At 63.6% G+C, this 23399-nt stretch carries 25 protein-coding genes; 13 read left to right on the top strand and 12 right to left on the bottom strand.

All coding sequences use genetic code 11. The annotated features are described in order from the left end of the window. Positions 1-55 precede the first annotated feature (55 nt). From NKI59_RS00565 to bcoG, 4 genes are read right to left on the bottom strand one after another with little or no spacing between them, the layout of a single operon-like run. Positions 56-1219, bottom strand: a complete 1164-nt coding sequence (locus NKI59_RS00565; protein WP_352701691.1) for an acyl-CoA dehydrogenase family protein — start codon at positions 1217-1219, stop codon at positions 56-58. Between the two features lie 4 nt (positions 1220-1223). After that, on the bottom strand, positions 1224-2297 hold the full coding sequence (locus NKI59_RS00560) for a 3-hydroxyacyl-CoA dehydrogenase NAD-binding domain-containing protein (RefSeq protein ID WP_352701688.1): 1074 nt from the start codon (positions 2295-2297) through the stop codon (positions 1224-1226). Further along, positions 2294-2923: an HD domain-containing protein gene (locus NKI59_RS00555; RefSeq protein ID WP_352620667.1), complete on the bottom strand. Its 630-nt coding sequence runs from the start codon at positions 2921-2923 to the stop codon at positions 2294-2296. The genes NKI59_RS00560 and NKI59_RS00555 overlap by 4 nt, the downstream gene beginning before the upstream one ends. 31 nt (positions 2924-2954) lie before the next feature. Further along, positions 2955-3866 carry a 3-dehydrocarnitine:acetyl-CoA trimethylamine transferase BcoG gene (gene bcoG, locus NKI59_RS00550; protein ID WP_352451615.1) on the bottom strand — a complete coding sequence of 304 codons (912 nt, stop codon included), beginning with the start codon at positions 3864-3866 and terminating at the stop codon, positions 2955-2957. A 76-nt stretch (positions 3867-3942) separates the two neighbouring features. On the opposite strand from bcoG, the gene NKI59_RS00545 reads away from it, so the two are divergent. Continuing rightward, positions 3943-4923 (top strand): GlxA family transcriptional regulator, encoded by a 981-nt coding sequence (locus tag NKI59_RS00545; RefSeq protein ID WP_352634886.1) that lies wholly within the window; start codon positions 3943-3945, stop codon positions 4921-4923. A 62-nt stretch (positions 4924-4985) separates the two neighbouring features. Here NKI59_RS00545 and NKI59_RS00540 read toward each other — a convergent pair whose 3' ends face one another. Both NKI59_RS00540 and NKI59_RS00535 read right to left on the bottom strand, forming a co-directional pair. Beyond that, on the bottom strand, positions 4986-5195 hold the full coding sequence (locus NKI59_RS00540) for a hypothetical protein (protein ID WP_023680243.1): 210 nt from the start codon (positions 5193-5195) through the stop codon (positions 4986-4988). 166 nt (positions 5196-5361) lie between these two features. After that, positions 5362-6018: an O-methyltransferase gene (locus NKI59_RS00535; protein ID WP_352701686.1), complete on the bottom strand. Its 657-nt coding sequence runs from the start codon at positions 6016-6018 to the stop codon at positions 5362-5364. A gap of 93 nt (positions 6019-6111) precedes the next feature. Here NKI59_RS00535 and NKI59_RS00530 point away from each other — a divergent pair, with 93 nt between their 5' ends. Continuing rightward, positions 6112-6744, top strand: a complete 633-nt coding sequence (locus NKI59_RS00530) for a TetR/AcrR family transcriptional regulator (protein WP_352634890.1) — start codon at positions 6112-6114, stop codon at positions 6742-6744. A gap of 132 nt (positions 6745-6876) precedes the next feature. Here NKI59_RS00530 and xylA read toward each other — a convergent pair whose 3' ends face one another. Further along, positions 6877-8202, bottom strand: a complete 1326-nt coding sequence (gene xylA / locus NKI59_RS00525) for a xylose isomerase (protein WP_352701684.1) — start codon at positions 8200-8202, stop codon at positions 6877-6879. A 110-nt stretch (positions 8203-8312) separates the two neighbouring features. On the opposite strand from xylA, the gene NKI59_RS00520 reads away from it, so the two are divergent. Next, entirely contained in the window at positions 8313-8675 is a 363-nt protein-coding gene (locus NKI59_RS00520; RefSeq protein ID WP_352568435.1) for a nuclear transport factor 2 family protein, read from the top strand. Between the two features lie 38 nt (positions 8676-8713). On the opposite strand, the gene xylB is transcribed toward NKI59_RS00520, so the two are convergent. From xylB to NKI59_RS00505, 3 genes are all read right to left on the bottom strand, one after another. Then, complete coding sequence (gene xylB, locus NKI59_RS00515) at positions 8714-10168, bottom strand: xylulokinase (RefSeq protein ID WP_352568569.1); 1455 nt, start codon at positions 10166-10168, stop codon at positions 8714-8716. A 191-nt stretch (positions 10169-10359) separates the two neighbouring features. Next, positions 10360-11685, bottom strand: a complete 1326-nt coding sequence (locus tag NKI59_RS00510) for a tetratricopeptide repeat protein (protein ID WP_352568433.1) — start codon at positions 11683-11685, stop codon at positions 10360-10362. Between the two features lie 9 nt (positions 11686-11694). Beyond that, on the bottom strand, positions 11695-12318 hold the full coding sequence (locus tag NKI59_RS00505) for a LysE family translocator (protein WP_352568431.1): 624 nt from the start codon (positions 12316-12318) through the stop codon (positions 11695-11697). A gap of 187 nt (positions 12319-12505) precedes the next feature. Here NKI59_RS00505 and NKI59_RS00500 point away from each other — a divergent pair, with 187 nt between their 5' ends. From NKI59_RS00500 to NKI59_RS00455, 10 genes are all read left to right on the top strand, one after another. Next, positions 12506-13270 (top strand): L,D-transpeptidase, encoded by a 765-nt coding sequence (locus tag NKI59_RS00500; protein WP_352701680.1) that lies wholly within the window; start codon positions 12506-12508, stop codon positions 13268-13270. Between the two features lie 218 nt (positions 13271-13488). After that, entirely contained in the window at positions 13489-13809 is a 321-nt protein-coding gene (locus NKI59_RS00495) for a putative quinol monooxygenase (RefSeq protein WP_023680233.1), read from the top strand. Positions 13810-13888: 79 nt separating this feature from the next. Further along, positions 13889-15055, top strand: a complete 1167-nt coding sequence (locus NKI59_RS00490; RefSeq protein WP_023680232.1) for a diphosphate--fructose-6-phosphate 1-phosphotransferase — start codon at positions 13889-13891, stop codon at positions 15053-15055. Positions 15056-15071: 16 nt separating this feature from the next. Continuing rightward, positions 15072-15797 (top strand): MBL fold metallo-hydrolase, encoded by a 726-nt coding sequence (locus NKI59_RS00485; RefSeq protein WP_352590860.1) that lies wholly within the window; start codon positions 15072-15074, stop codon positions 15795-15797. Positions 15798-16154: 357 nt separating this feature from the next. Continuing rightward, entirely contained in the window at positions 16155-17693 is a 1539-nt protein-coding gene (locus NKI59_RS00480) for a DegQ family serine endoprotease (RefSeq protein ID WP_023680230.1), read from the top strand. A 133-nt stretch (positions 17694-17826) separates the two neighbouring features. Further along, positions 17827-18438, top strand: coding sequence for a molybdopterin-dependent oxidoreductase (locus NKI59_RS00475; protein WP_023680229.1), 612 nt, complete (start codon positions 17827-17829; stop codon positions 18436-18438). Continuing rightward, entirely contained in the window at positions 18435-19181 is a 747-nt protein-coding gene (locus tag NKI59_RS00470; RefSeq protein ID WP_023680228.1) for an FAD-binding oxidoreductase, read from the top strand. Before NKI59_RS00475 ends, NKI59_RS00470 begins: the two co-directional genes overlap by 4 nt. Before the next feature lie 442 nt (positions 19182-19623). Further along, entirely contained in the window at positions 19624-19827 is a 204-nt protein-coding gene (locus tag NKI59_RS00465; protein ID WP_023680227.1) for a DUF680 domain-containing protein, read from the top strand. Positions 19828-19898: 71 nt separating this feature from the next. Further along, positions 19899-20105 carry a DUF680 domain-containing protein gene (locus tag NKI59_RS00460; RefSeq protein ID WP_023680226.1) on the top strand — a complete coding sequence of 69 codons (207 nt, stop codon included), beginning with the start codon at positions 19899-19901 and terminating at the stop codon, positions 20103-20105. A gap of 68 nt (positions 20106-20173) precedes the next feature. Next, on the top strand, positions 20174-20413 hold the full coding sequence (locus tag NKI59_RS00455; protein WP_023680225.1) for a DUF680 domain-containing protein: 240 nt from the start codon (positions 20174-20176) through the stop codon (positions 20411-20413). 180 nt (positions 20414-20593) lie between these two features. Here the strand turns inward: NKI59_RS00455 and NKI59_RS00450 are convergent, their stop codons facing one another. After that, on the bottom strand, positions 20594-21706 hold the full coding sequence (locus NKI59_RS00450) for an ABC transporter ATP-binding protein (RefSeq protein ID WP_023680224.1): 1113 nt from the start codon (positions 21704-21706) through the stop codon (positions 20594-20596). A 27-nt stretch (positions 21707-21733) separates the two neighbouring features. After that, positions 21734-23398 (bottom strand): beta-galactosidase BglA, encoded by a 1665-nt coding sequence (gene bglA, locus NKI59_RS00445; protein ID WP_352697178.1) that lies wholly within the window; start codon positions 23396-23398, stop codon positions 21734-21736. Between the last annotated feature and the right edge of the window lies 1 nt (position 23399).

The following is a 23399-nucleotide window of genomic DNA, read 5'->3' as shown; positions in this document are numbered from 1 at the left end:
GGGAGATGTCCGATAGGACAGAGGGGGGCGCGAAGGAATGCAAACATTGCGCTGTTCAGCCCCCGAACGGGCGCAGCAGCGCCCGCGAGATGATGTGGCGCTGGATTTCCGAGGTGCCTTCCCAGATGCGCTCGACGCGGGCGTCGCGCCAGATGCGCTCGAGCGGCAAATCGTCCATCAGCCCCATGCCGCCATGGATCTGGATCGCCTCGTCGGCGACAAAGGCGAGCATCTCGGTGGCCTTCAGTTTGGCCATGGCCATGTCCTGGTCGGTGACGGTACCCTGATCGTACTTCCAGCCGGCTTCGAACACCATCAGGTCGGCGGCCTTCAGCTCGGTCGCCATGTCGGCGAGCTTGAACGACACGCCCTGGAACTTGCCGATCGGCTGGCCGAACTGCTGGCGCTGCGCGGCGTATTCGACGGCGTGGCCAAGCGCCCGCTCGGCGCGGCCGAGGCAGGTGGCGCCGACCTGCAGGCGCGTTGCGCCAAGCCACGAATTGGCGACGTCGAAGCCTTTGTGGACCTCGCCCAGAACCTGACTGGCCGGCAACCGGCAATCGTCGAATTCGAGGATGGCATTGGTGTAGCCGCGATGCGAGACGTTGCGGTAGCCGTCGCGCACCGTAAAACCCTTGGTGCCCTTATCGACAAAGAAGGCGGTGATCTTCTTGCGTTTTCCACGCGAAGACCCTTCCTCACCCGAGGCCATGAAGACGATGGCGAAATCGGCGAGGTCCGCATGGCTGATGAAATGCTTGGTGCCGTTCAGCACCCAGTCGTCGCCGTCTTGCACGGCGGTTGCCTTCATGCCGCGCAGATCGGAGCCGGCGCCCGGCTCGGTCATTGCCAGGCAATCCCATTTCTCGCCGCGAATGCAGGGAAACAGATATTTTTCGCGCTGCTCCGGCGTGCCGGCGAGAAGGATGTTCGAAGGCCGCGCCACGCAGGTCCAATGCAGCGCGTAATTGGCGCGGCCGAGTTCCTTTTCATAGAGCAGCCAGGTCACCGTATCGAGCCCGGCGCCGCCGACATCGGCCGGCATGTTGGCGGCATAGAGGCCGGCTTCGATCGCCTTGGCCTTGATCTCCTCGATCAGCTCGCGGCGCAGCACGCCGGTACGCTCCACTTCGCGCTCATGTGGGTAAAGCTCGTTCTCGACGAAGGCCCGCGTCGTCTCGACGATGAGCTTCTGCTCCTCCGAAAGACCAAAATCCATGGTCTCAGCCTTTCTTCCTTTTCTTCGGCTTTTCAGCCTTTGCCTTTTCGGCCGCCTTGGAGGCGGTGGGCTTCTTGGCCGCGAGCTTGGCCAGCTGCCTGGTGTAGTCCTTATGCAGGGCGCCGGCACCCCAGCCTTTGGCTTTGTTCTGCTTCGACAGTGCCTCCATGATGGCGACCAGATTGTCGTCGCGGATCTTTTCGAGCTCGCGGATCGACAGACCGTGCGCCTGGTCGTCCGACTGCGTGGCGATCAGCTCGACCAGCTCATCGTTGAACTCCGGCACGTCCATCAGCTTGGTCCACGGCCATTTCAGGCACGGGCCGAACTGCGCCATGAAGTGGCGCATGCCGGCCTCGCCGCCGGCGACGCGATAGACCTGGAACATGCCCATCTGCGCCCAGCGCAGGCCGAAGCCGTAGCGCATGATGTCGTCGAGCTCCTCGACCGTGCAGATGCCGTCCTTGACCAGCCACAGCGCCTCGCGCCAGGCCGCTTCGAGCAGCCGGTCGCCGACGAACGCTTCGATCTCCTTGCGGATCACCACCGGCTTCATGCCGATCGAGGCATACATCTCCTTGGCGACTTCGATCGCCTCGGGAAAGGTCTGTTCGCCGCCGACGATTTCGACCAGCGGCAGCAGATAGACGGGGTTGAACGGATGGCCGACGACCAGCCGCTCCGGGTGCTTCTTCATCGCCACCTGCATGTCGGTCGGCTTGATGCCGGAGGTGGAGGAGCCGATAATGGCGTTGGCCGGCGCATAAAGGTCGATCTCGGCCAGCACGCGGTGCTTCAAGTCGAGCCGCTCCGGCACGCTTTCCTGGATGAAGTCGGCGTCGGCCACCGCCTCGGCGATCGTCTTGGCGAAGGTAAGCTTGCCCTCCTTCGGCAGGCCGCCGGGCAGCATCTGCTTGTAGGCGCGTCGCGCTCCCTTCATCACCTCGCCGACCTTGCGTGACGCCTCGGGGTCGGGATCGAAGATCGACACGTCGATGCCGTTGAGCAGCAGCCGCGCCACCCAGCCGGCGCCGATGACGCCGCCGCCGATGGCGGCCGCCTTGTTGATGATGCTCATGCGGAAGCTCCGGTTCTTGTGCGGGCTGTTGCGGGGTCGGTGAGGGCGACACGCTCGCCGGCACGGATCACGGATGCGTCATAGGCCTTGCGCGCGAACACTTCGAGCACGAAGGGCCGGAAGAAATCGATCGGCAATGTCTCGTAGTCGGGATCGAAGCTCGACTGATCCCAGCGTTCGCAAAACTCATCGCAATCGTCGAAGTAGATGTGCCCGGCGAAACGGTCGCGGGCGTGTGGATTACCGCCGAGGTGGTGGGCGTAATAGAGGCGCTGGAAATCGCCGTGCTTCTCCACCACCCAGGTGCATTGCTCGCGCACAAAAGGCTTCAGGATCGACGCCGCATACTCGTCGTGGTTATAGGGCGCGTAGATGTCGCCGATATCGTGCAGCAAGGCGCAGGCAATCCAGTCGGTGTCGGCGCCGTCGCGCCAGGCCCGTGTTGCCGCTTGCAGTGAATGGCCGAGCCGGGTGATCTTGTAGCCCGAGAGGCCCGCATCAAGCTGGACGAGCGCGTCGAGCAGCCGCTCGCCGGTCTTTACCGCATAGTCGATCTCGTGCTCGGTGAGGAACGCATAGTCCTCGCGGTCGCCGTCCTTCATGGCGGTGAATTTCACGGTCTTCATCGGCGGCTCCTCCCAACCGGCTACCGGCTTTTCAAAGCGGTGCGCGCTTCGTCAGGTTCAGCTTCTTGCGGACTTCGTCCGGGCCGATGACCCTGGCGCCCATATTCGACACGATGCTGACCGCCCGCTCGACCAGCTGCGCATTGGTCGCCAGCACGCCCTTGTCGAGCCAGAGATTATCCTCCAGTCCGACGCGGACATTGCCGCCGGCCAGCACCGCGGCCGCGACATAGGCCATCTGGTTGCGGCCAATGGCAAAGGCCGACCAGTTCCAGGTCGACGGTACATTGTTGACCATGGCCATGAAGGTGTTGAGGTCGTCCGGCGCGCCCCACGGCACGCCCATGCACAATTGCACCAGCGCGTCCGGCTTCAGCACTTCTTCCTCGACCAATTGCTTGGCGAACCACAGATGCCCGGTGTCGAAGGCCTCGATCTCCGGCTTGACGCCGAGCGCCGTCATCATGCCGCCCATGGCACGCAGCATGCCGGGCGTATTGGTCATGACATAATCGGCCTCGGCGAAATTCATCGTGCCGCAATCGAGCGTGCAGATTTCCGGCAGGCACTGGCGCACATGTTCCATGCGGTTGCTCGCGCCGCCCATGTCCGTGCCTTTTTCGTTCAGCGGCAGCGGCTTCTCCGGCGGGCCGAATACCATGTCACCCCCCATGCCGGCGGTCAGGTTCAGCACCACGTCGACGTCTGCCGCGCGGATGCGCTCGGTTACTTCGCGATAGAGATGCACGTCGCGCCTAGGCTTGCCGGTCTCGGGATCGCGCACATGGCAGTGCACGATTGCAGCACCTGCCTTTGCCGCCTCGATGGCCGAATCGGCGATCTCTCTGGGCGAGCGCGGCACATGCGGGCTGCGGTCCTGCGAACCGCCGGACCCGGTCACGGCACAGGTAATGAAAACCTCACGGTTCATCGCTAACGGCATCGGACTCTCTCCCAATAGAACGTAGGGCAAGAATGCCTGACTTGCCGGAAACTGTTTTGCGTTTTACGAAGATCGTGTGACCAAAAACGAAAAACCGACGATCTTTCGGGCCGAGCGTTTGCCGCTCAAGGTAACGCTGCTGGTATTCTCCGGCTCGTCGATCATGTGCGTCGCGTCGGCCGTCGATCCGTTGCGCGCCGCCAACCGCATTGCCGGTGAGACGCTGTTCGATTTCAGGCTGGTCTCGGTGACAGGCGAGGCGCCGGTCACCACATGCGGCCTGCCGGTGGTGGTCAGCGGCCGCTTCGATGCGGCTGACACAACCGATATGCTGGTCGTCGTCGCCGGCTTCGGCACGCAGAACTACGCCACATCGGCCCTGCTGTCCGGACTGCGCCGGGCGGCGCGCGCGGCACGCGCCTGCGGCGGCGTCGAGGCCGGCACCTGGCTGGTTGCCCGCGCGGGTCTGCTGGAGGGGCGCAGCGCCACCACCCACTGGGAGGACATGGAGGATTTCTCGTCGGCCTTTCCCGGCGTCGACGTGCGCCCCGACCGCTACGTCATCGATGGCCCGGTGTTCACCACCGGCGGCGCCTCGCCGACCTTCGACCTGATGCTGCATCTGATCCGCACGCGGCTCGGCATGGCCGTGGCGCTCGATGTCGCGAGCGTCTTCATCTACGACCAGGCGCGCGCCGCGACGGACGCGCAACCGCTGGTCTCGCTCGGCCGTCTCGACGGCTACGATCCCAGGCTGGCGCAAGCCATCCGGCTGATGGAAGCGCATGTCGACCAGCCGCTGACTGTCGCCGCCGTGGCAAAGCGCGCCGGGGTGACGGCACGGACGCTGGAAAGCATCTTTCGCAAGTCGATCGGCGAAACGCCCGGCGCTTATTACCTCAGGCTGCGCCTCGGCGCCGCGCGCCGGCTGGTGGTCGACACGCGCATCGCCATGGCGGACATTGCCGGGCGAACGGGGTTTTCGTCCGCCGCGGCATTTTCCAGAGCGTTTTCAAGAGCGTTCGGCGAAGCGCCGGTCAGGCTGCGTCGGGGATAATGCATGTCGCCCCAAAAGTGCGGAGCGGTTTTGGGATAACGACATGCATAGACAAAGGTAGATCAGGCAGCGTCCTGGCGGTCGCTGCTGCCGTCGATCTGCGAGCGCATCTGTCTCGCAAGATGGGTCTCGAAGCGGCTGGCGACCGCGCGATCCCATTCGTTTGCACTCAGCGCACCTTGTTTCGGGTGCGGCAGCGCCATCAGCCGGTCGATGATCGATCCAGCCTCGCCAGATGAGAGCAGGGCGTCGATTTCGCGTTCGTGCTGCATATCGTTTCGCCTCCTTCTTTCTGAATCCCGCCACGAACCACACTATAGGAGGTTCGTGACGGCTGTTTGAAGGCAAGAGCGAGGCGATTGATGGGCGATGCCGGGCAAAGTTTTGTCCGCCGCCGCCCATCTTGGGCACGATCGTTCCGGCAGGTCAGGCAGTGCTTCAGCCAAGCCGCATCGACAGTTCAACATCCTCGCCGAACGGCGTGGACATGTAGCCACTCCCGGTCGAGCGCACCCGCTCGAGGTATTCGGGGCAAAGATCTGCGTTGTCGGCAACGACGAAGGCGCCCGGCCTGAGGCGGCTTTCAACCAGACTCAAGATCTCGGGATAGAGCGCTTTGGCGCCGTCGAGCAGAAGCAGGTCGACCGTTTCGGGAAGATCGACGCTTAATGTTTGCAGCGCGTCTCCTTCGCGGATTTCCACCATGTCGATGAGACCACCTGCTGTCAGATTACTCCTCGCGCGCGCGACCTTGGATGGCTCGAACTCGCTGGTGATCAGGCGGCCGCCGCCATTGTCCCGCAAGGCTGCGGCAAGGTGCAGGGTCGAGATGCCGAACGAGGTTCCAAATTCAACGATCGTCCGTGCATCGCTGCCTCGTGCCAGCATGTAGAGCAGCGTGCCAGTCTCTCGCGAGACGGGAAGCCAGAGGTCCTTTAGCCGCCCATAGAAATCGAGGTATTCGGTCTTGCTCCGAACGAGGCGCATCCGCTCCTCGGCGGAGAGTTCCGCCACCGCGGGGCTCGTTGCGGCGGCGGCTTCCTCGAACAGGCGGTCCAGCAGGGGCGCGAGCGGCGTTGTCGTCAGTGTGGTCATATCGGTCTCCAGTCGGAATTGAATGCGTTCTTGTGCGGCATTCAAAATACGACTAATCATTCGCATTCACTAATCGCATTGGCGCGGCTCTCAATGAGCGATCACCGAAGTCCGCGGATTTCCTCGCGAAAACAGCCGAAGCAGGCCCGCTCGGCGGAGCTCGTCGCTGCGATTTTGCAGGCTGCTGTTCAGGTTTTGGCGAGGGAAGGCGCGCAGCGCTTCACCACGGCGCGGGTGGCCGAGAAGGCCGGTGTCAGTGTCGGATCGCTGTATCAGTATTTTCCGAACAAGGCGGCGATCCTGTTCCGGCTCCAGAGCGACGAATGGCGGCAGACGACCGATTTGCTGCGCGACATCCTCGAGGACGTGAGGAAACCGCCACTTGACCGGCTGCGCGACCTGGTCCACGCCTTCCTCCGCTCGGAGTGTGAGGAGGCCGCGGTGCGTGTGGCGCTCGACGACGCCGCACCGCTTTACCGCGACGCGCCCGAGGCGCAGACGGCAAGGGCGTCCGGAGACCGCACCATCCAGCTCTTCATGCAGGAAGCGTTGCCCAACGCCGCGCAAGCGACTCGCGAATTGGCCGGCGATCTGGTCATGACGACGCTCAGCACGGTGGGGAAGCAGTTCTCGGAGTTGCCCCGAACCCCCGCGGAGATTGAAGCCTACGCCGACGCCATGGCCGACATGTTCTGCGCCTACCTGAGAGGCCTCGATCACGGCTAAGACGCGCCAAACCCGGTCAGCGAACAGGCCACGCGAGTTTCACACGGGGCAAAACCTTCGTCGGTTCAGCCCCGCGGAAAGCCGTCTTTAGCCGGCGGCCGCTGAACAATGTGGCCGTGAAAACGGTACGCCTCAGACGTACCGGTTGACGATGATTTCGAGCAATTCCTGGCGGCCGGATCTGGGCTGCGGCTCGATCTTCTCCTTGACGACGCGCTCGGCGATTTCCTCCAGCGTGCGCTTGCCGGCAAGCATCGCCTTGGCCTCGGCCGAATCCCAGCCGGCATAGCGCTCGGCGAGCGGGGCGGACAGCGCCTTGTCCTCGACCATGCGTGCCGCTGCCTTGAGGCCGCGGGCGCAACAATCCATGCCGCCGATGTGGCCAATCAGCAGGTCCTGCGGATCGAGCGACTGGCGCCTGAGCTTGGCATCGAAATTGGTGCCGCCGGTCTTGAAGCCGCCGGCCTGCAGCACCTGATAATAGGCGAGTGCCATCTCCGGTACATTGTTCGGGAACTGGTCGGTATCCCAGCCCGACTGGTAGTCGTTGCGGTTCATATCGATCGAGCCGAAAATGCCGAGCGCATTGGCCAGCGCCAACTCATGTTCGAACGAATGGCCGGCCAGGATGGCGTGGCCCTGCTCGATGTTGAGCTTGACCTCGTTCTCCAGTCCGAAACGCTTGAGGAAGCCATAGACGGTGGCGACGTCGTAATCATACTGGTGCTTGGTCGGCTCCTGCGGCTTCGGCTCGATCAGGATGGTGCCTTCGAAGCCGATCCTGTGCTTGTAATCGACGACCAGGTTGAGGAAACGGCCGGCCTGTTCCTGTTCGCGGGCAAGGTCGGTGTTGAGCAGCGTCTCATAGCCCTCGCGGCCGCCCCACAGCACGTAGTTCTCGCCGTTCAGCCGCTTGGTGACGTCGATGCAGTGTTTCACCGTCGCCGCCGAATAGGCAAAGACGTCCGGATCGGGATTGGTGGCGGCGCCTGACATGAAGCGGCGGTTGGAGAACAGGTTGGCCGTGCCCCACAGCAGCTTGACGCCGGTCTGCTTCATCTTTCCCGAGAAGTAATCGGCGATCTCGTCGAGCCGCGCCGCACTTTCGGAAAAGTCCCGGCCCTCCGGCCGCACGTCGGCATCGTGGAAGCAGAAATAAGGCGCGCCCAGCAGCGAAAACATCTCGAAGGCGACGTCGGCCTTGAGTTTGGCCAGCTCCATGGTGTCGGTGCCGCCGGCCTTGGGGAACCATGGCCGGTCGAACGTCTGGCCGCCGAACGGATCGCCGCCCGGCCAGGCGAAGGAATGCCAATAAGCGACGGCAAAGCGCAGATGGTCTTCCAGCCGCTTGCCGGCGACGATCTCGTCGGGATTGTAGAACCGGTAGGCCAGCGGATTGGTCGAATCCGGTCCCTCGTATTTGATCTGTTGGATGTCGCCGAAAAAACCGCTGCTCATGTTCTTTTCCTCTCGCATGGTTCGGCCTGATTACCTCAGGCGTAATTGGTTTCGCGCTGAAGCTGGTCGAAAAGGCTCATGTCAAAGCCACCCAACGAAGGAGACATACCATGACCGACCTCAACACCATTGCCGAAAACTACATCGCCGCCTGGAACGAGAGCGACGACGCGCGCAGAAAAGCCTTGCTCGAGGCAACCTTCACCGAGGACGTCGGCTATCGCGATCCGATCATGCGGGGCGACGGCCATGACGGCATCGCGGCGCTGATCGACGGCGTGCAGCAGCGCTTTGCCGGCTTTAGGTTCTCGCTGAAAGGCAAGCCGGACGGCTTCGCCGATACCATCCGCTTTTCGTGGAATCTTGGGCCGGACGGCATCGAATCCGTCATCGAAGGCACGGATATCGGCGTCATCGAAAATGGCCGGCTGAAAAGCGTCACCGGCTTTCTCGACAAAGTGCCGGCACAATGAGGCCTTCTCGGCAGGCCGCGGCGTGGGCGGGAAACCGTTCACGCCGTGGCGCCTCTGATCGCCGGATAAAGCTGGCGATAGCGCTGATAGGCTTGCGCATAGGCGTCACCGAGGGCGGCGACCGGCTCGACCGTGGCGTCGGTCGCCGGCGCCGCGCAGACGGCGCGCGGATCGGCACCGGTCGCCGCGATCAGGCCAAGTCGGGCCGCGCCAAAGGCAGCGCCGAAATCGCCGTCGGCTGGAATATCGACTGGCAGGCCAAGCGCTGTGGCGATGGCCTTCAGCCAATAGCGCGAGCGCGAGCCGCCGCCGATCGCCGTCACCCGGGTCAGCGTCGTGCCGGCTTTGGCCAGAGCTTCGAGGCTGTCGCGGAAAGCGAAAGCGACGCCTTCGAGCACGGCCTGGGTCAGCGCCGCGCGGCCGGATTCGTGGGCAAGCCCGGTAAACGCGCCCCGAATGACGGAATCATTGTGAGGCGTCCGCTCGCCTGACAGGTACGGCAGGAAGGAGACACCGGCCGGCGCCTGCAGCGCATCGCCGAGTTCGGCGGTCAACTCGCCGGCGCTTTTTCCAGCGATCCCCGACAGCCAGTTGAGCGAATCGGTTGCCGACAGGATGACGCCCATCTGGTGCCAGGTGCCGGGCAGTGCGTGGCAGAATGTGTGCACGGCGCTTTCCGGGTTGGGCAGATACGACGCGTTGGCGGCGAAAAGCACGCCGGACGTGCCGAGCGAGACGAACGCCTGCCCGGCGCCGACCGTGCCCATGCCGCAGGCCGAAGCCGCATTGTCGCCGGCACCGCCGGCGATCGGGATGCCCGCCTGCATGCCCCATTTCGCGGCCAGTTCGGCGCGCAAGGCACCGGCCTTGGCCGTGCCTTCGACCAGCGACGGCATCTGGCTTTCGTCGAGCGATGTGGCGGCGAGCAGTTCGGCGGACCAGGCTCGTTTGCCGACATCGAGCCACGACGTGCCAGCCGAATCCGACATTTCCGAAATATGCTCGCCGGCGAGCCAGAGCCGCAAAAAGTCCTTCGGCAGCAGGACCTTTGCCACCTTGGCGAAAACAGCCGGTTCGTTGTTCTTGACCCAGGCCAGCTTTGGCGCGGTGAAACCGGGAAAGACGATGTTGCCGGTTAGCTTGCGAAAGCGCGGGTCGGCGTCGAGCGCGGCCGCCTCGGCGTGGCTGCGTGTATCGTTCCATAGGATGCAGGGGCGCAGCACCTGATCGGCGGCATCGAGCAGAGTGGCGCCATGCATATGGCCGGAAAGGCCGATGCCTTTGACCGCCGCGAGTTCCTTCGCATGCATTGACCGCAGCTCGCCGACCGCCGCTTCGCAGGCGCGGATCCAGTCGGCCGGGTTCTGCTCGGACCAGCCGGGATGCGGGCGCGACACGTCGAGCGGTGCATGGCCGGAACCGACGATGCTCTGCCTTGCATCGATCAGCAGCGCCTTGACGCCCGACGTGCCGAGATCGAGGCCGAGATACATGTTTCCTCCCATGTCCGTCATGCCTGGCGGCGACGGTCTTTCTTGCTTCCCTGCCCAGTCCTGTGACACGGGCGGCGAAGATATCCCGGCAATCGTGCCGCCGGAAACGCACCCCGGTCAACACGCGAAGATTTTTTCGACGCTCGAAAAAATCTGGCCGGGGCAGTTTTTAAGGCAAGATGTGGCCTTGGTCAATTCGCCGCGAGAGCGGTTGCACGCCGTGAAAACAGTGCCGACAACGGGCTGTCCGGCCGTGCCAGCGCGCGTTCCGCCGCAAGCGCCCTCGCCAGCGCGCCATCACCGGAACGCAATGCCGCCTCGATCAGCGTCAGGTCGATGACGTCGCGTTGTGCGTGGCTGCCGCCGAAGCGATGGGCGATTGCCCGGATCGGCCGGATCAGGCGTATCGTCCCGGCATAATTGCCCTCGCCGAATGCCTTGATGGCGAGCGTCAGGGGCTGGCCGACATCCCTGGTGAAAGCAGCGTTGTCGTCCTTGCCGCGGATCGCCTCGCGCTGCGCCTCGAGCAAGCCGCGGGCCGGCGCTTCGAGGCCGGCGCCGACAAACGCCATCATCGCGTGGGCGTCGTTGAAGGCATAATGGCCGGCGCTCGCCTTGGGCAACCAGTTGGCGGCGAGTGCCGTCCAGCGCTCGCCGACATCGACGCCGCCGAGATGCAGCCGCCACAGGATCGCCGAGGCATCGACCATGTTGAGCGCCAGCTTCGAGCGCTCGCCATAGATCGGCCCGTCGTAGAGCGCCAGCACCTCGTCGGTCTCGCCGAGATCATAATGGAACAGCGCCAGATGCCACCAATTATGCACCTGCAGGAAGCTTTCCCGCGTCCACGCTTCGGGATTGGCGCGCATCCACAGAATGCCGTCCTTCTGCCGGCTCTGCATCTCCATGACATGGGCCACCGCATGCTGGGCCCAGCCGTCGCGCGGCTCGAGATCCACCGCCGTGCGGCCAAGTTTTTCGGCGCGCGCGTAGTCGCCCATTTCCTCCAGGCCAAAGGCCTGCATCCCGAGTATGGCGTGATAGCCCGGCATGCCGCTCTGCCAGGACGGCAGCGCGCGGCCGATGCGGTCGCGCAGCATGCGCGCATTGCCGGTGAAGAAGTCGATCTGGTGGCCGGTCTGCAGCGCCAGCGCATCGAGCGGAAACTCGATGGCGATATCCTCCAGCACGCGGGCGGCCTCGTGCCAGCGTCCATCCGCAAGGTAGCCAAGGGCGGCGACATGCGCCTGCTCGCGCGTCGTCGCGGCAAGCGGCAGCGCCGCCTCGTGACATGCCTTGGCCACCGCCGTCGCTTCGCGCTCGGTGGCAAGGCCAAAGAGATAACCCTTGAACACATGCGCCATGACGAAGCCGGGATCTTCGGCGATTGCCCGGTCAATGGAACCGACCGGATCGCCGATGAAGCACTGCAATTCGCGAACAGCCCGGCTGTAGGACGAGAGCCCGGCCTCCGTCGCGCCAGACAGCGTCAGGCCAAATGCGTCGCTCACCGCCATGGTCTGTTCTCAGTTGCCCGAGCGCATCGCCACTGTCGCGATGCCGGCGCCGACCAGCAGCGTGCCGCCGGTGCGGTTGAAGATGCGGATCGCCTTTGGGTTGCGCACCACGTTGCGCGCCCTTGCCGCGATCAGCGCATAACCGAAGGCATTGGCGAAGGCGAGCGCCAGGAAGGTCGTCTCGAAGATCAGCATCTGTGTCCAGAAATCCGCATGCCGGTCGAGGAACTGCGGCAGGAAGGCGACAAAAAAGGTGATGCTTTTCGGATTGAGCGCGGTAACCAGCCAGGCATGCGCCATCATTTTCGCCGACGACACCGCATCGGTGCGCGGTTCGGCCCGGAGCGCGCCGCCGGCGCGAAACAGCTTGATGCCGAGATAGATCAGATAGCCGGCGCCGATCACCTTCAGCACGGTAAACACGGTGGCCGACGCCGCCAGCAGCGCGCCGATGCCCAGCATCGACAATGTCATCGCGGTGAAGTCGCCGAGCGCCACGCCGACTGCCATCGGCAGCGCGGTGCGCCAGCCCTGGCCGAGCGCATAGGACACCACCAGCAGGATGGTCGGACCTGGAATGACCAGAAGGACTGCCGAGGCGGCGGCAAAAGCGGCCCAGTTTTCGAAGGACATTTTCTTCTCCTTGAGCTCAAAGAAGAGGATAAATCCTTGGCCTCGCGCAGATGTAAAGAGGCAAAATCGAAAAAGCCCCTCGTTAATGCCAGGCGGCCGGCCTTCACGCTTTTTCAACCATGATTGGCGAAAATGCCTGCTATTCGGCCGGACCGTGTTTCCCGTCGACAGCGTAGGGTTTGGGTAAATGCGTGAGTTGCCGCAAGGTCTGTCGCTGCCGCACAATGGCGACGCAATCGAAACCGAAATACAGCTTTCCCGTCGCACGGTGCTGTCCGGCGCCGGTGCGCTGGCGCTGCTCGGCATCGCCGGCTGCAGCCAGACGCTGGATCTGCCGTCGCTCCAGCTCGACGACGTCACCACCGGCTCGATCCGGCCCATCCGTCCGAGTATCAGCGTCGACAAGAACATCACCAGCCCCGACGTGATGTACGCTTCGCTCACCGACGGTGGCTTCAATGTGCCGGAAGTGCCCTATCTCAAGGTCAAGCCGGAGTTCCGCCGCCAGATCGTCGTCGATCCGACCGGCGAGCAACCCGGCACGATCGTCGTTCACTCGCAGGAACGGCTGCTCTATCTGGTGCAGCCCGGCGGCGATGCGATCCGTTACGGCGTCGGCATCGGCAAGGACGGGTTCCGCTGGTCCGGCCGCGCCAACATCCAGTACGGCAAGGAATGGCCGGTCTGGACCCCGCCGCCCGAGATGATCGCCCGCAGGCCGGAACTGGTGAAATGGCAAAGCGGACAGCCGGGCGGCCTCGACAATCCGCTCGGCGCGCGTGCCCTCTACATCTATCAGAACGGCAGCGACACCGGCTATCGCATCCACGGCTCGCCCGAATGGTGGAGCATCGGCCAGGCGATGTCGTCGGGCTGCGTGCGGCTGATCAACCAGGACATCATCGATCTCTACAGCCGCGTCTCCAAGAAGAATCCGGTCGTCGTCGTCTGACCGGCGGCCAAGGCTCGAGCGATTACTCTGCCGGCTAGCGCTGCACACCCATGTACTACAATTTTGTGCGAATTCATGCGACGCTTCGCCTTGCCCAGCCATGTCCGCTCGCGTGACTGACAAGTTTTGGGAGATCGCGACATCGTTGCGCTGATCGAGGCGAGCGAAGCGGAGAAGCCGACCATGCGTGGTCCCTGCAAGAAGCAAGAAAGCAATTGATGCCGATTGTCAGGATAGCCGAACTGGAAATCGATCCTAAGCAGATCGGCAGCTACAGGGCCCTGCTTGCCGAAGAGATTGAGGCTTCTGTACGCGTCGAGCCGGGCGTGCTTTTCCTTCATGCGGTGGCAGTAAAAGGCACGCCTGAAAAGGTGCGCGTGATCGAATGCTACGCCGATCAGGCGGCCTATGAGGCCCACCTGACCACGTCGCACTTTCTCAAATACAAGGCGCAGACGGCGAGTATGGTCAGGTCACTTCGGCTCATCGAAACGGATCCTATCGCGCTGCAGGCGAAGAGTGGCCCGATTTCAAACTGACCCACTGCCTCTGCCGTTGCGCGATGCCGCAAGACAGGCGAATGTGCCTGCGATTTTCACCGCCCGGGAGACGTGAACAATGGCCGGAACTTTTGTCATCGCGCAAGGCGGCGGCCCGACCGCCGTCATCAACCAGACCGTGGTGGGCGCCACGCTCGAAATCCGCAAGCGGCATCCCGGCGCCAAGGTGCTTGGTTCCATCCACGGCGTGCGCGGAATTCGTGACGGCAATTACGTCGATCTTTCCGCCATCCCCGAGGACCGCCTGCGGCTGATCGCGGCGACACCGAGCGCCGCGCTTGGTTCGACGCGCGACAAGCCGGATGCCGCCTATTGCGACCTCATCCTCAACGGCTTGAAGAACGCCGGCGCCGATGCCTTCATCTATATCGGCGGCAACGACACCTCGGGCACGCAGCAGATCCTCACCGACGCCGCCGGCGGCAAGATCGCCTTCGTCCACGCGCCGAAAACCATCGACAACGATCTCGAGGAGAACGATCACACGCCCGGCTTCATGTCGGCGGCCGAGTTCGTCGCTGGAGCATTCCTTTCGGTCGATCTCGATTTCCGCGCTCTGCCGGGCATCTATGTCGGCATCGTCATGGGGCGGCATGCCGGTTTCCTGACGGCCGCGTCCGCGGCCTGGCAGCTCGATCAGGACAGCGGCCCGCATCTCGTCTACGTGCCGGAGCGGCCGTTCTCCGCGGCGGGCTTCATCGACGACGTTCGTGCAACGCTCGACCGCCACAAGCGCTGCATCGTTGCCGTCTCCGAAGGCGTCAGCACCGCCGACGGCAAAGCGCTGGTCGAAAGCCTGGTGCCGCCGGAAAGGCTGGAGCGCGACCAGCACGGCAACGTCAAGCTGTCGGGCAGCGACCTGCCGGCAGCCTTGGAGCGCGCGCTCGCCGAAGGATTGCCGGGCAAGCGGGCGCGCGTCGATGCGCTCGGCTATATGCCGCGCGGCTATGTCGGCGCCATCAGCGCGGTGGACGCGCAGGAGGCCTTCGATGCCGGTGCCTTCGCGGTCACGGTGGCCGACGAGGGGGGCGGTTCGGTGGCGCTGCAATATGACGGCAAGAAAACCGTGCTGAAGAAGGTGCCGCTGAAGAACGTCGCCGGCAAGACGCGCCATATGCCGGATGATTTCATGCTGCCGGATGTCAACCGGCTGTCCGATGCGGGGATGGCCTATCTGAAGCGGCTGGTCCCGCAAAAGTACAAGGTCGGCAAGCCGTTCGTCTGATGCCGGCCTTGATCTGATGGACAGCTGGTTCAGCAAAACCATCGTCGACGCCAAGACGACGATGCTGACCGAGCCCTTCGTGCACGAATTCGTGCGCGCCAACATCTGGCATCTGCGCGGCCGCGATGTCGACCTGCTGGTCGACACCGGCATGGGGATCTGCCCGCTGGCGCCGCAGATCGACACGCCGTCCGGCAAGCCGCTGCTCGTCGTCGCCACGCATATCCATCTCGATCATGTCGGCTCGCTGCACGAGTTTCCGTTGCGGGCAGGGCCGCGCCACAGCGCCGCACAGTTCGACAGCATGGATGAAGCGGTGACCTACGCCTACATGTTCCATGATCTGGAAGGCGCCGTCTCCAGGCTGCCGGCAAAGGGCTGGAAGGCGGCCGATTACAGGATTCAGCCGGCGCCTCTGGCCCGGACCCTGGACGAGGGCGATAGGATCGACCTCGGCGACCGCCAATTCCGCGTCCTGCATCTGCCCGGCCACTCTCCGGATTCGATCGCGCTGTTCGACGAGGCTGACGGCCTGTTCTTCGCCGGCGACGCCATCTACGACGCCATGCTGATCGACGACCTGCCGGATTCGGATCGTGCCGCCTATCGCCGCACGATGCAGCGCCTGCTCGAGCTGCCGATCCGCATCGGCCATGGCGGTCATGGACCGAGCTTCGACGGCAGGCGGATGCGCGAGATCGCCACCACCTATCTCAGCCGGACCGACCGGAAAGGCGAATAGGAGGCCTCGGCTGAGGCGGCGCAAATCTGAAGCGATTTGTCTTGCGCAGCTATTTTGTTCTTGCTTTGTGCCGGCAGCTATGCTAGTAATCTGGGTATGGTGCTGATTCGCCCCAATGACCCGCCGCAAGGCGGGTTTTTGTTTTCGGGTTTCGGCGCCAGCCCGGCAAGGCGGCTGCCAGCCGGAAATTAAATCTTCGTAATATTATCTGGAAACCACGATCGGCGCCCTAGATGCGGGGCTGTCGATCCGGTCGGCCGCCGTGCCAGGCGAGACAGGCAAGGCCGACACGCCGATAGAGCATTCCGGTGACGGAACGCTGCGGCGCCCGATCAATCTCTCGCCCGGACAACGGCCATGTCACCAATCCAGACCCTTCGCAGACATCGCGTCGCCGCTCTGCTGGGCGCCGCGCTGATCGTCAGCCCCTTCGCCCTGCCCCTCGCTCCCAGGCTGAATGATGTCCTGGCGGCAACAGTGACCCCACCTGTCACCGGAATGACGGCGCCCAGCGGTTCGTTCGCTCCGGTCGTGGCGGCCGACAAACCGGCAGTGGTGACCATCGCGACGGTCATGAAAGTACAACAGCCGGACACCATGAGCGACGCCTCTCCCTTTGGCGGAACCTCGCCTTTCGACGACTATTTCCGCCATTTCTTCGATGACCAGGGACAGCCCGCCCCCAAGACACCGCCGGAACAGGCGCCGCGCACCGAGGCCCTCGGCTCAGGCTTCATCGTCGGCGCCGACGGCACCATCGTCACCAACAATCACGTCGTCGACGGCGCCCAGTCGATCAAGGTGACGCTCGACGACGGCACCGAGCTTCCCGCCAAATTGATCGGTCATGACGCCAAGAACGATCTTGCCGTGCTCATGGTCAAAGCCGGCAAGCCCTTGCCGATCATCAAATGGGGCGATTCCGACAAGCTCATGCCGGGCGACCAGGTGCTCGCGTTCGGCAATCCTTTCGGCCTTGGCACCACGGTCACGGCCGGCATCGTCTCGGCGCGCGGCCGCGACCTGCATAGCGGGCCGTTTGACGACTTCATCCAGATCGACGCACCGATCAACCGGGGCAATTCCGGCGGCCCGCTAACGGATGTGAACGGCAATGTCGTCGGCATCAACACGGCGATCTTTTCGCCGAATGGCGGCAGCGTCGGCGTCGGCTTCGCCATCCCCTCGGACCAGGCGCAAAAGGTCGTCGCCAAGCTGATGAAGGGCGGCTCCATCCAGTACGGTTATCTCGGCGTCCAGATCCAGCCGGTGACGCCTGACATGGCGAGCGCCATCGGCCTCGATCACGCAGCCGGCGTGCTGGTCGCGCAGGTCAGCGACGGATCGCCGGCCGCCAAGGCCGGCATCGAGACCGGCGACGTCATTACCAGTTTCGCCGGCCGCGACATAAAGGATCCAAGGGATCTGTCGCGCACCGTCGCCGACGTTGCGCCCGGCACGAGGGAAACCCTCAATGTCTGGCGCCAGGGGCAAAGCCTGCAGATCTCCGTCGAGGTCGGGCGCAACGAAGACGACATGGCAACGGGATCGGTGACCAGCGATCGGCGTCAGCCGTCGACGGAGCAGGGCCTTCGCGCACCGGCGCTCGGTCTCGGCCTGATGGACGTCACCCCGGATGTGCGCCAGGCAATGAACCTGGCAGGCAACCAGCACGGCGCGCTGGTCGAGCGCGTCGACCCGAACAAGGCGGCATCGGCTTCCGGCATCCAGCCCGGCGACATCATCGTCGCCGTCGACCAGCATCCGGTGAGGAACGCCAGGCAGGCTAACCAGGCGATTGTGCAGGCTGCCAAATCTGGCAAGAAATCGGTGCTGCTGCTTGTCGAGCGTGGCGACGCCCAGATGTTCGTCGCCGTCCCCTTCGCCAGTGGCTGAAGCGGGCGCCGCGCTGCCAAGATCGATGTAGAGCATTGCCGCCAGGCCGGAGCCAAGATTTCGGTTGCCCGCGCACGCGTCTTCGAGAAAACTGACAAAGGTCGATTGGACCTTGCGCAAACGGATATTCTCGATGGTTACCCGAGGCTTCTCTTCCGGACGAAAGCCGCCGACGGATACGGATGCACGTATCCCGCCGGGGCAATATCTCGAGCAAGGTTTCCCGGTCCTGTCGGCCGGCCCGACGCCGCATGTCCGCACCGAGGATTGGTCGTTTACGCTTAAGCACGGGCCGCGGCCGATCAAGAAGTGGAACTGGGCCGAGTTCAACGCGCTGCCCTTGACCAAGATGACGCGCGACATCCATTGCGTCACCGCATGGACCAAGTTCGACACCGCGTGGCAGGGCGTGCTGGTCGACGACATCCTTGCCGACGCCGGCATCGAGCCGCCCACCGCCTTCACGCTGGCGCTGGGTTTCGACGGCTATTCCACCAATGTGCCAACGAAGGATCTCACCGGCGGCAAGGCGATGGTGGCACTGCTTTACGAGGGCAAGCCGATCACCCCCGATCATGGCGGCCCGGCCCGGCTGCTCGTTCCGCACCTCTATTTCTGGAAATCGGCCAAATGGCTGAACGGGTTGCAGTTCACCGAGCGTGACGAGCCGGGTTTCTGGGAATTGCGAGGTTATCATATCTACGGCGATCCGTGGCGCGAGCAGCGCTACACGAACGATCCATGAGCGACGCACCGGCGGCGCAGTCGCCCTGGCAGACGGTCACCATCACCCGCATCCAAAAGCGCACGCCGCGCGTCACCAGCTTTTTCCTGCAGCCGTCGCGGCCCTTCGTCTACCATGCCGGACAGCATGTCGATGTCAGGTTGACAGCGCCGGACGGCTATCAGGCGCGCCGCTCCTACTCCATCGCCTCGGCGCCGGAGACCGGCGAGACCATCGAACTGGCGATTGAAAAACTCGAGGACGGCGAGGTCTCGCCGTTCTTTCACGAGATCGCGGCGGTGGGCGACGAGGTCGAATTGCGCGGGCCGCTCGGCGGCCATTTCGTCTGGTCCGACGGCGATGGCGGACCGCTCCTGCTCGTCGGCGGCGGGTCGGGCGTGGTGCCGCTGATGTCGATGGTCCGTCACCGGGCGATGCGGGGATCGCTGGTCGCCGCCACCTTGGTGTTTTCGGCGCGGGTCTGGGACGAGGTGATCTTTCGCGACGAGTTGATCGACCTCGCCGAGCGCCGGGATGGCTTCGACCTGGTGCTGACGCTGACGCGCGAGCCGGCCCGCCGTCCGGCAGATCATGCGCGGCGGGTCGACGCCGCGATGATGGTGCAAGCCATGACGAGGCTGCCCGCGCCGCCGAAGCTCGCCTTTGTCTGCGGCTCGAACGCATTCGTGACGGCCGCCGCCGAGGCACTGATCGATGCCGGGGTGCCTGCGGCACTCATCCGCACCGAACGCTACGGGGTCTGACCGGTTCTGCTTGCCCGGTTGCTGCCTTTGTTGGGCGGCATAAAGCAGGCCAAAAGCAGCCGCAACGCCGACGCCGCGTTTGGCCGAAATGGTTAACGATTCGACAAAGAGCCTCGGCTGCGACTTTTGTCGGTTTAAAAAATCGAACCGAACGGTTCGTTTCTGTTGACAATGCGTGCAGGACGCTGTGAACGCTGCCTCCCCAAGTCACCTTGCAGCCAGACCGATACTATGGGCTATCTACTTGATATTTAGCAATAAAATTGTGGCGAAGGGAATCTCTGGCACAATTTCAAGGTGTAGATTCTTGGTCCACACCAAACAACTTCGTGATTGGAAACTGGCCATCGCCTTTCCCACATCGGGGCTGTCCGAACGACGCGAATTCCTCCCAAGACACGCCGCTGGACGGACGGAAAAACTGAGATACTGGAGTACTAAAATGAAAAAGATCGCTCTTGCCGCCGTCGCCGTTTTGGCCATCACCGGCAGCGCCTTCTCTGGCAGCGACAACTTTGGTTCCAAGGGTGCGAACCAGCCTGCCGCTTCGGTCGACAGCTCGTATACGGCTTCCATTCAGAAGCCGGCTCATGCTGACCAGCAGCCTGTCCAGGGCGCCGACCGTAACCTCTTCGGCAACAACTAACAGTCGATCCCAGCATCAGGGCGGCGGGCATATCCGCCGTCCGGGGATCTGAAAAATTCAGGAGTATTAAGATGAAAAAGATCGTTCTTGCTGCCGCCGCCGTTTTGGCCATCACCGGCAGCGCCTTCGCGGGCAGCGACAACTTTGGTTCCAACGGAGCCAACCAGCCTGCTGTCTCGGTCGACAGCTCCTACACGGCTTCCGTCAAGACGTCGGACCAGGCTGAAAAGCAGCCGGTTGTCCAGGGCGCCGACCGTAACCTCTTCGGCAACAACTAACAGCCGATCCCACCATCAAGGCGGCGGCATGCCCGCCGCTTGATTTCGAAAATCCAGGAGTACCCAAAATGAAAAAGATTGTTCTTACTGCCGCCGCTCTCTTGATTGCCGCCGGCAGCGCTTATGCCCGCAACGACAATGTTGGCGGGACCGACATCAACAAGCAGTCGACCGTCAACGTCGACAACACGCAGACGTATTCGGTACGTGACAGCAACTCGCCGATCTACAAGCTGCTGAACTCGTCTGGCGATGTGCCCAAGTCCGCGCCTCAGGGCGCCGACCGCAACCTCTTCGGCAACAACTAGAGCAATTCCAGGAAAAGTGTGAAACGGTTTTCCGTCCGGAATTGCTCCAAACAAAGAGATAGAGCGGTTCGGCGTTCCGTGAAACGATGAATCGCTCTAACGGCCGAACTGGAATTCCAGACAAGAGCGGCGGGCCATGCCCGCCGCTCTTGTTTTTTGCATGGCGGAAGAACGCCTGCTTCAAGCCGCCTTTGCTTCTGCTTCATGGAGCGCGAAAGAGCGCCCGTCCGCGTCGAAAATATGCAGGTCGCCGGCGTCCGCCGTCAGCCGCAGCGTCGCTCCGCGCTTGACCTCGACATTGCCCGGCAGCTTGGTCACCAGCGGCAGGTCGGCGCGGCCGATGTCGACATAGACGAGCTGGACCTCGCCGAGCTGCTCGACGTAATCGACCGTCCCTTCGAACAAATAGTCGGCGCCGGTGGCAATCATCAGATCCTCCGGCCGCACCCCGAAGCTCACCGCAGCGCCTTTCGCCGAGGCAGGCGTTGCGATCGGCACCGTCGCCTTGCGGCCGCCGACATGGCTGACGACCGTCGGGTTGCCGGTCTTGTCGATCGTCGCCGGCAGGATGTTCATCGCCGGCGAGCCGATGAACTGGGCGACGAACAGATTGCCGGGCCGCTTGTAGAGCTCCATCGGCGTGCCGACCTGTTCGATATGGCCTTCCTTCAGCACTACGATGCGGTCGGCCAGCGTCATCGCCTCGACCTGGTCGTGGGTGACGTAGATCATCGTTGTGGCCGGCATCGACTCCTTGAGCTTGGCGATCTCGATGCGGGTGGCGACACGCAGCGCCGCGTCGAGGTTGGATAGCGGCTCGTCGAACAGGAAGACCTTGGGATTGCGCACGATGGCGCGACCGATGGCGACGCGCTGGCGCTGGCCGCCCGACATCGCCTTGGGCAGACGGTCGAGATATTTGGTCAGCTGCAGGATCTCGGCCGCCTGGCGCACCCGCTTGTCGATCTCGGCCTTGCTTTCCTTGCCGATCTTCATCGAGAAGGCCATGTTGTCGTAGACGGTCATGTGCGGATAAAGCGCATAGGACTGGAACACCATGGCGATGCCGCGCTTTGACGGCGGCACGTCGTTGACGATCTCGCCGTCGATCTTGAGCTCGCCCGAGGTGATCTCCTCCAGCCCGGCGATGCAGCGCAGCAAGGTCGACTTGCCGCAACCCGAGGGGCCGACGAAGACGATGAATTCGCCCGACTTTATGTCGAGGTCGACGCCGTGCAGAATGTTGAGATTGCCATATGATTTCCTCACTTGCCTTAGCGTGACATCGGCCATGGTGTACCCTCCAGTTCTTCCTTGAATTCAGTCGATACGCCCGAACCAGGCGCCGTAGCCGCCGAGGCGGATAGTGCCGGCGCCAGTCTGTCCCGAAAACCCGTGTCCCGGCAAGGGCTGCAATGAGCGGCCGCCAAGATCGACTTCGGCCGGCTTTGCTCCGAGATTGAAGGCGCAGACGATCTGCTCGTTGCTTTCACGGCGGGTGAAGGCGACGGTGTCGCCCTCGCTTTCGATGAACTCGATATCACCCTTGGCCAGTGCCGGATGGGCGCGGCGGAAAGCCAGGAAGCGCCGGTAGTGCTCGAGCAGCGAGCCGTCGTCGCCTTGCTGCACATTGACGGCTTGCGCAAGGTGCTTGCTGGGCACCGGCAGCCAGGGCTTTGCCGTCGAGAAGCCGCCATTGCGGGCGGCGCCGTCCCAAACCATCGGCGTACGGCAGCCGTCGCGTCCCTTGAATTCAGGCCAGAAGCGGATGCCGTATGGGTCCTGCAGATCCTCGAAGCTGAGCTCGGCCTCGCTGAGCCCGAGCTCCTCGCCTTGATAGATGCAGACCGAGCCGCGCAACGACATCAGCAGCGCCGAGATGACCTTGAGGTAGGCGGTCGGGTCGGGCTCGCCGGCTGCCCAGCGAGAGGCGGGACGCATCACGTCATGGTTGGAGAAGGCCCAGCACGACCAGCCGTCGCTGGCCACCTTGCCGAAGGTTTCCAGCACCGAGCGTACCTTTGCCGCGCTGATCTTCTCCGGCGCCAGGAAGTCGAAGGAGTAACACATATGCACGCGCTTGCCGCCGGCCGTATAGGCCGCCACCACTTCCAGCCCACGCTGCGAATCGCCGACCTCGCCAACCGCGGCCGTCGCCGGGTATTCGTCGAGCAAGGCGCGGAAGCGTTCGAGGAAGCCGAGGTTTTCAGGCCGGCTCTTGTCGTAGAGATGGTCCTGGTAGTTGTAGGGGTTGACGGCCGGCGCCGTCTGGTCGTTGCGCTGCTCGGGCGGCAGCGGCGGATTGTCTTCCAGGCCTTGGCTGTGGAAATAGAAATTGATGGTATCGAGGCGGAAGCCGTCGACGCCGCGCTCCAGCCAGAAGCGGGTGACGTCGAGCAGCGCGTCCTGGACCGCGCGGCTGTGGAAATTGAGGTCGGGCTGCTCGGCCAGGAAATTATGCAGGTAATATTGCTGGCGGCTGGTGTCCCACTGCCAGGCCGAGCCGCCGAAGATCGACAGCCAGTTATTGGGTGGCGTGCCGTCCGGCTTGGCATCCGCCCAGACATACCAGTCGGCTTTTGGATTGCTCCGGCTCGAGCGGCTCTCCTTGAACCAGGGATGGATGTCGGCGGTGTGCGAGAGCACCTCGTCGATCATCACCTTGAGGCCAAGCCGATGCGCCTCTGCGGTCAGCGCGTCGAAGTCGGCCAGCGTGCCGAACATCGGATCGACGTCGCAATAATCCGACACGTCGTAGCCAAAATCCTTCATCGGCGATTTGAAGAATGGCGAGATCCAGATGGCGTCGACACCGAGCGAGGCGATGTAGGCCAGCCGGCCGATCATGCCCCTGAGGTCGCCGATGCCGTCGCCGTTCGAATCCTGATAGCTGCGCGGGTAGATCTGGTAGATCACGGCACCTCGCCACCAGTCGCGATCTATAGCGAGATCTGGCTTCGGGGTGGCCTTCAAAGCGGATTGCATG

Origin of the sequence: Mesorhizobium sp. M0598 (genome assembly GCF_040320865.1) — a bacterium.
GTDB lineage: Bacteria > Pseudomonadota > Alphaproteobacteria > Rhizobiales > Rhizobiaceae > Mesorhizobium.
This window is presented reverse-complemented; position numbering and strand designations above follow the sequence as displayed.

What these genes read in the sequence shown, in the direction of transcription:
- NKI59_RS00565 (WP_352701691.1), bottom strand. Translation starts at nt 1,219, where the DNA reads ATGGATTTTGGTCTTTCGGAGGAGCAGAAGCTCATCGTCGAGACGACG.
- NKI59_RS00560 (WP_352701688.1), bottom strand. Translation starts at nt 2,297, where the DNA reads ATGAGCATCATCAACAAGGCGGCCGCCATCGGCGGCGGCGTCATCGGC.
- NKI59_RS00555 (WP_352620667.1), bottom strand. Translation starts at nt 2,923, where the DNA reads ATGAAGACCGTGAAATTCACCGCCATGAAGGACGGCGACCGCGAGGAC.
- bcoG (WP_352451615.1), bottom strand. Translation starts at nt 3,866, where the DNA reads ATGCCGTTAGCGATGAACCGTGAGGTTTTCATTACCTGTGCCGTGACC.
- NKI59_RS00540 (WP_023680243.1), bottom strand. Translation starts at nt 5,195, where the DNA reads ATGCAGCACGAACGCGAAATCGACGCCCTGCTCTCATCTGGCGAGGCT.
- NKI59_RS00535 (WP_352701686.1), bottom strand. Translation starts at nt 6,018, where the DNA reads ATGACCACACTGACGACAACGCCGCTCGCGCCCCTGCTGGACCGCCTG.
- NKI59_RS00530 (WP_352634890.1), top strand. Translation starts at nt 6,112, where the DNA reads ATGAGCGATCACCGAAGTCCGCGGATTTCCTCGCGAAAACAGCCGAAG.
- xylA (WP_352701684.1), bottom strand. Translation starts at nt 8,202, where the DNA reads ATGAGCAGCGGTTTTTTCGGCGACATCCAACAGATCAAATACGAGGGA.
- NKI59_RS00520 (WP_352568435.1), top strand. Translation starts at nt 8,313, where the DNA reads ATGACCGACCTCAACACCATTGCCGAAAACTACATCGCCGCCTGGAAC.
- xylB (WP_352568569.1), bottom strand. Translation starts at nt 10,168, where the DNA reads ATGTATCTCGGCCTCGATCTCGGCACGTCGGGCGTCAAGGCGCTGCTG.
- NKI59_RS00510 (WP_352568433.1), bottom strand. Translation starts at nt 11,685, where the DNA reads ATGGCGGTGAGCGACGCATTTGGCCTGACGCTGTCTGGCGCGACGGAG.
- NKI59_RS00505 (WP_352568431.1), bottom strand. Translation starts at nt 12,318, where the DNA reads ATGTCCTTCGAAAACTGGGCCGCTTTTGCCGCCGCCTCGGCAGTCCTT.
- NKI59_RS00500 (WP_352701680.1), top strand. Translation starts at nt 12,506, where the DNA reads ATGCGTGAGTTGCCGCAAGGTCTGTCGCTGCCGCACAATGGCGACGCA.
- NKI59_RS00495 (WP_023680233.1), top strand. Translation starts at nt 13,489, where the DNA reads ATGCCGATTGTCAGGATAGCCGAACTGGAAATCGATCCTAAGCAGATC.
- NKI59_RS00490 (WP_023680232.1), top strand. Translation starts at nt 13,889, where the DNA reads ATGGCCGGAACTTTTGTCATCGCGCAAGGCGGCGGCCCGACCGCCGTC.
- NKI59_RS00485 (WP_352590860.1), top strand. Translation starts at nt 15,072, where the DNA reads ATGGACAGCTGGTTCAGCAAAACCATCGTCGACGCCAAGACGACGATG.
- NKI59_RS00480 (WP_023680230.1), top strand. Translation starts at nt 16,155, where the DNA reads ATGTCACCAATCCAGACCCTTCGCAGACATCGCGTCGCCGCTCTGCTG.
- NKI59_RS00475 (WP_023680229.1), top strand. Translation starts at nt 17,827, where the DNA reads ATGGTTACCCGAGGCTTCTCTTCCGGACGAAAGCCGCCGACGGATACG.
- NKI59_RS00470 (WP_023680228.1), top strand. Translation starts at nt 18,435, where the DNA reads ATGAGCGACGCACCGGCGGCGCAGTCGCCCTGGCAGACGGTCACCATC.
- NKI59_RS00465 (WP_023680227.1), top strand. Translation starts at nt 19,624, where the DNA reads ATGAAAAAGATCGCTCTTGCCGCCGTCGCCGTTTTGGCCATCACCGGC.
- NKI59_RS00460 (WP_023680226.1), top strand. Translation starts at nt 19,899, where the DNA reads ATGAAAAAGATCGTTCTTGCTGCCGCCGCCGTTTTGGCCATCACCGGC.
- NKI59_RS00455 (WP_023680225.1), top strand. Translation starts at nt 20,174, where the DNA reads ATGAAAAAGATTGTTCTTACTGCCGCCGCTCTCTTGATTGCCGCCGGC.
- NKI59_RS00450 (WP_023680224.1), bottom strand. Translation starts at nt 21,706, where the DNA reads ATGGCCGATGTCACGCTAAGGCAAGTGAGGAAATCATATGGCAATCTC.
- bglA (WP_352697178.1), bottom strand. Translation starts at nt 23,398, where the DNA reads ATGCAATCCGCTTTGAAGGCCACCCCGAAGCCAGATCTCGCTATAGAT.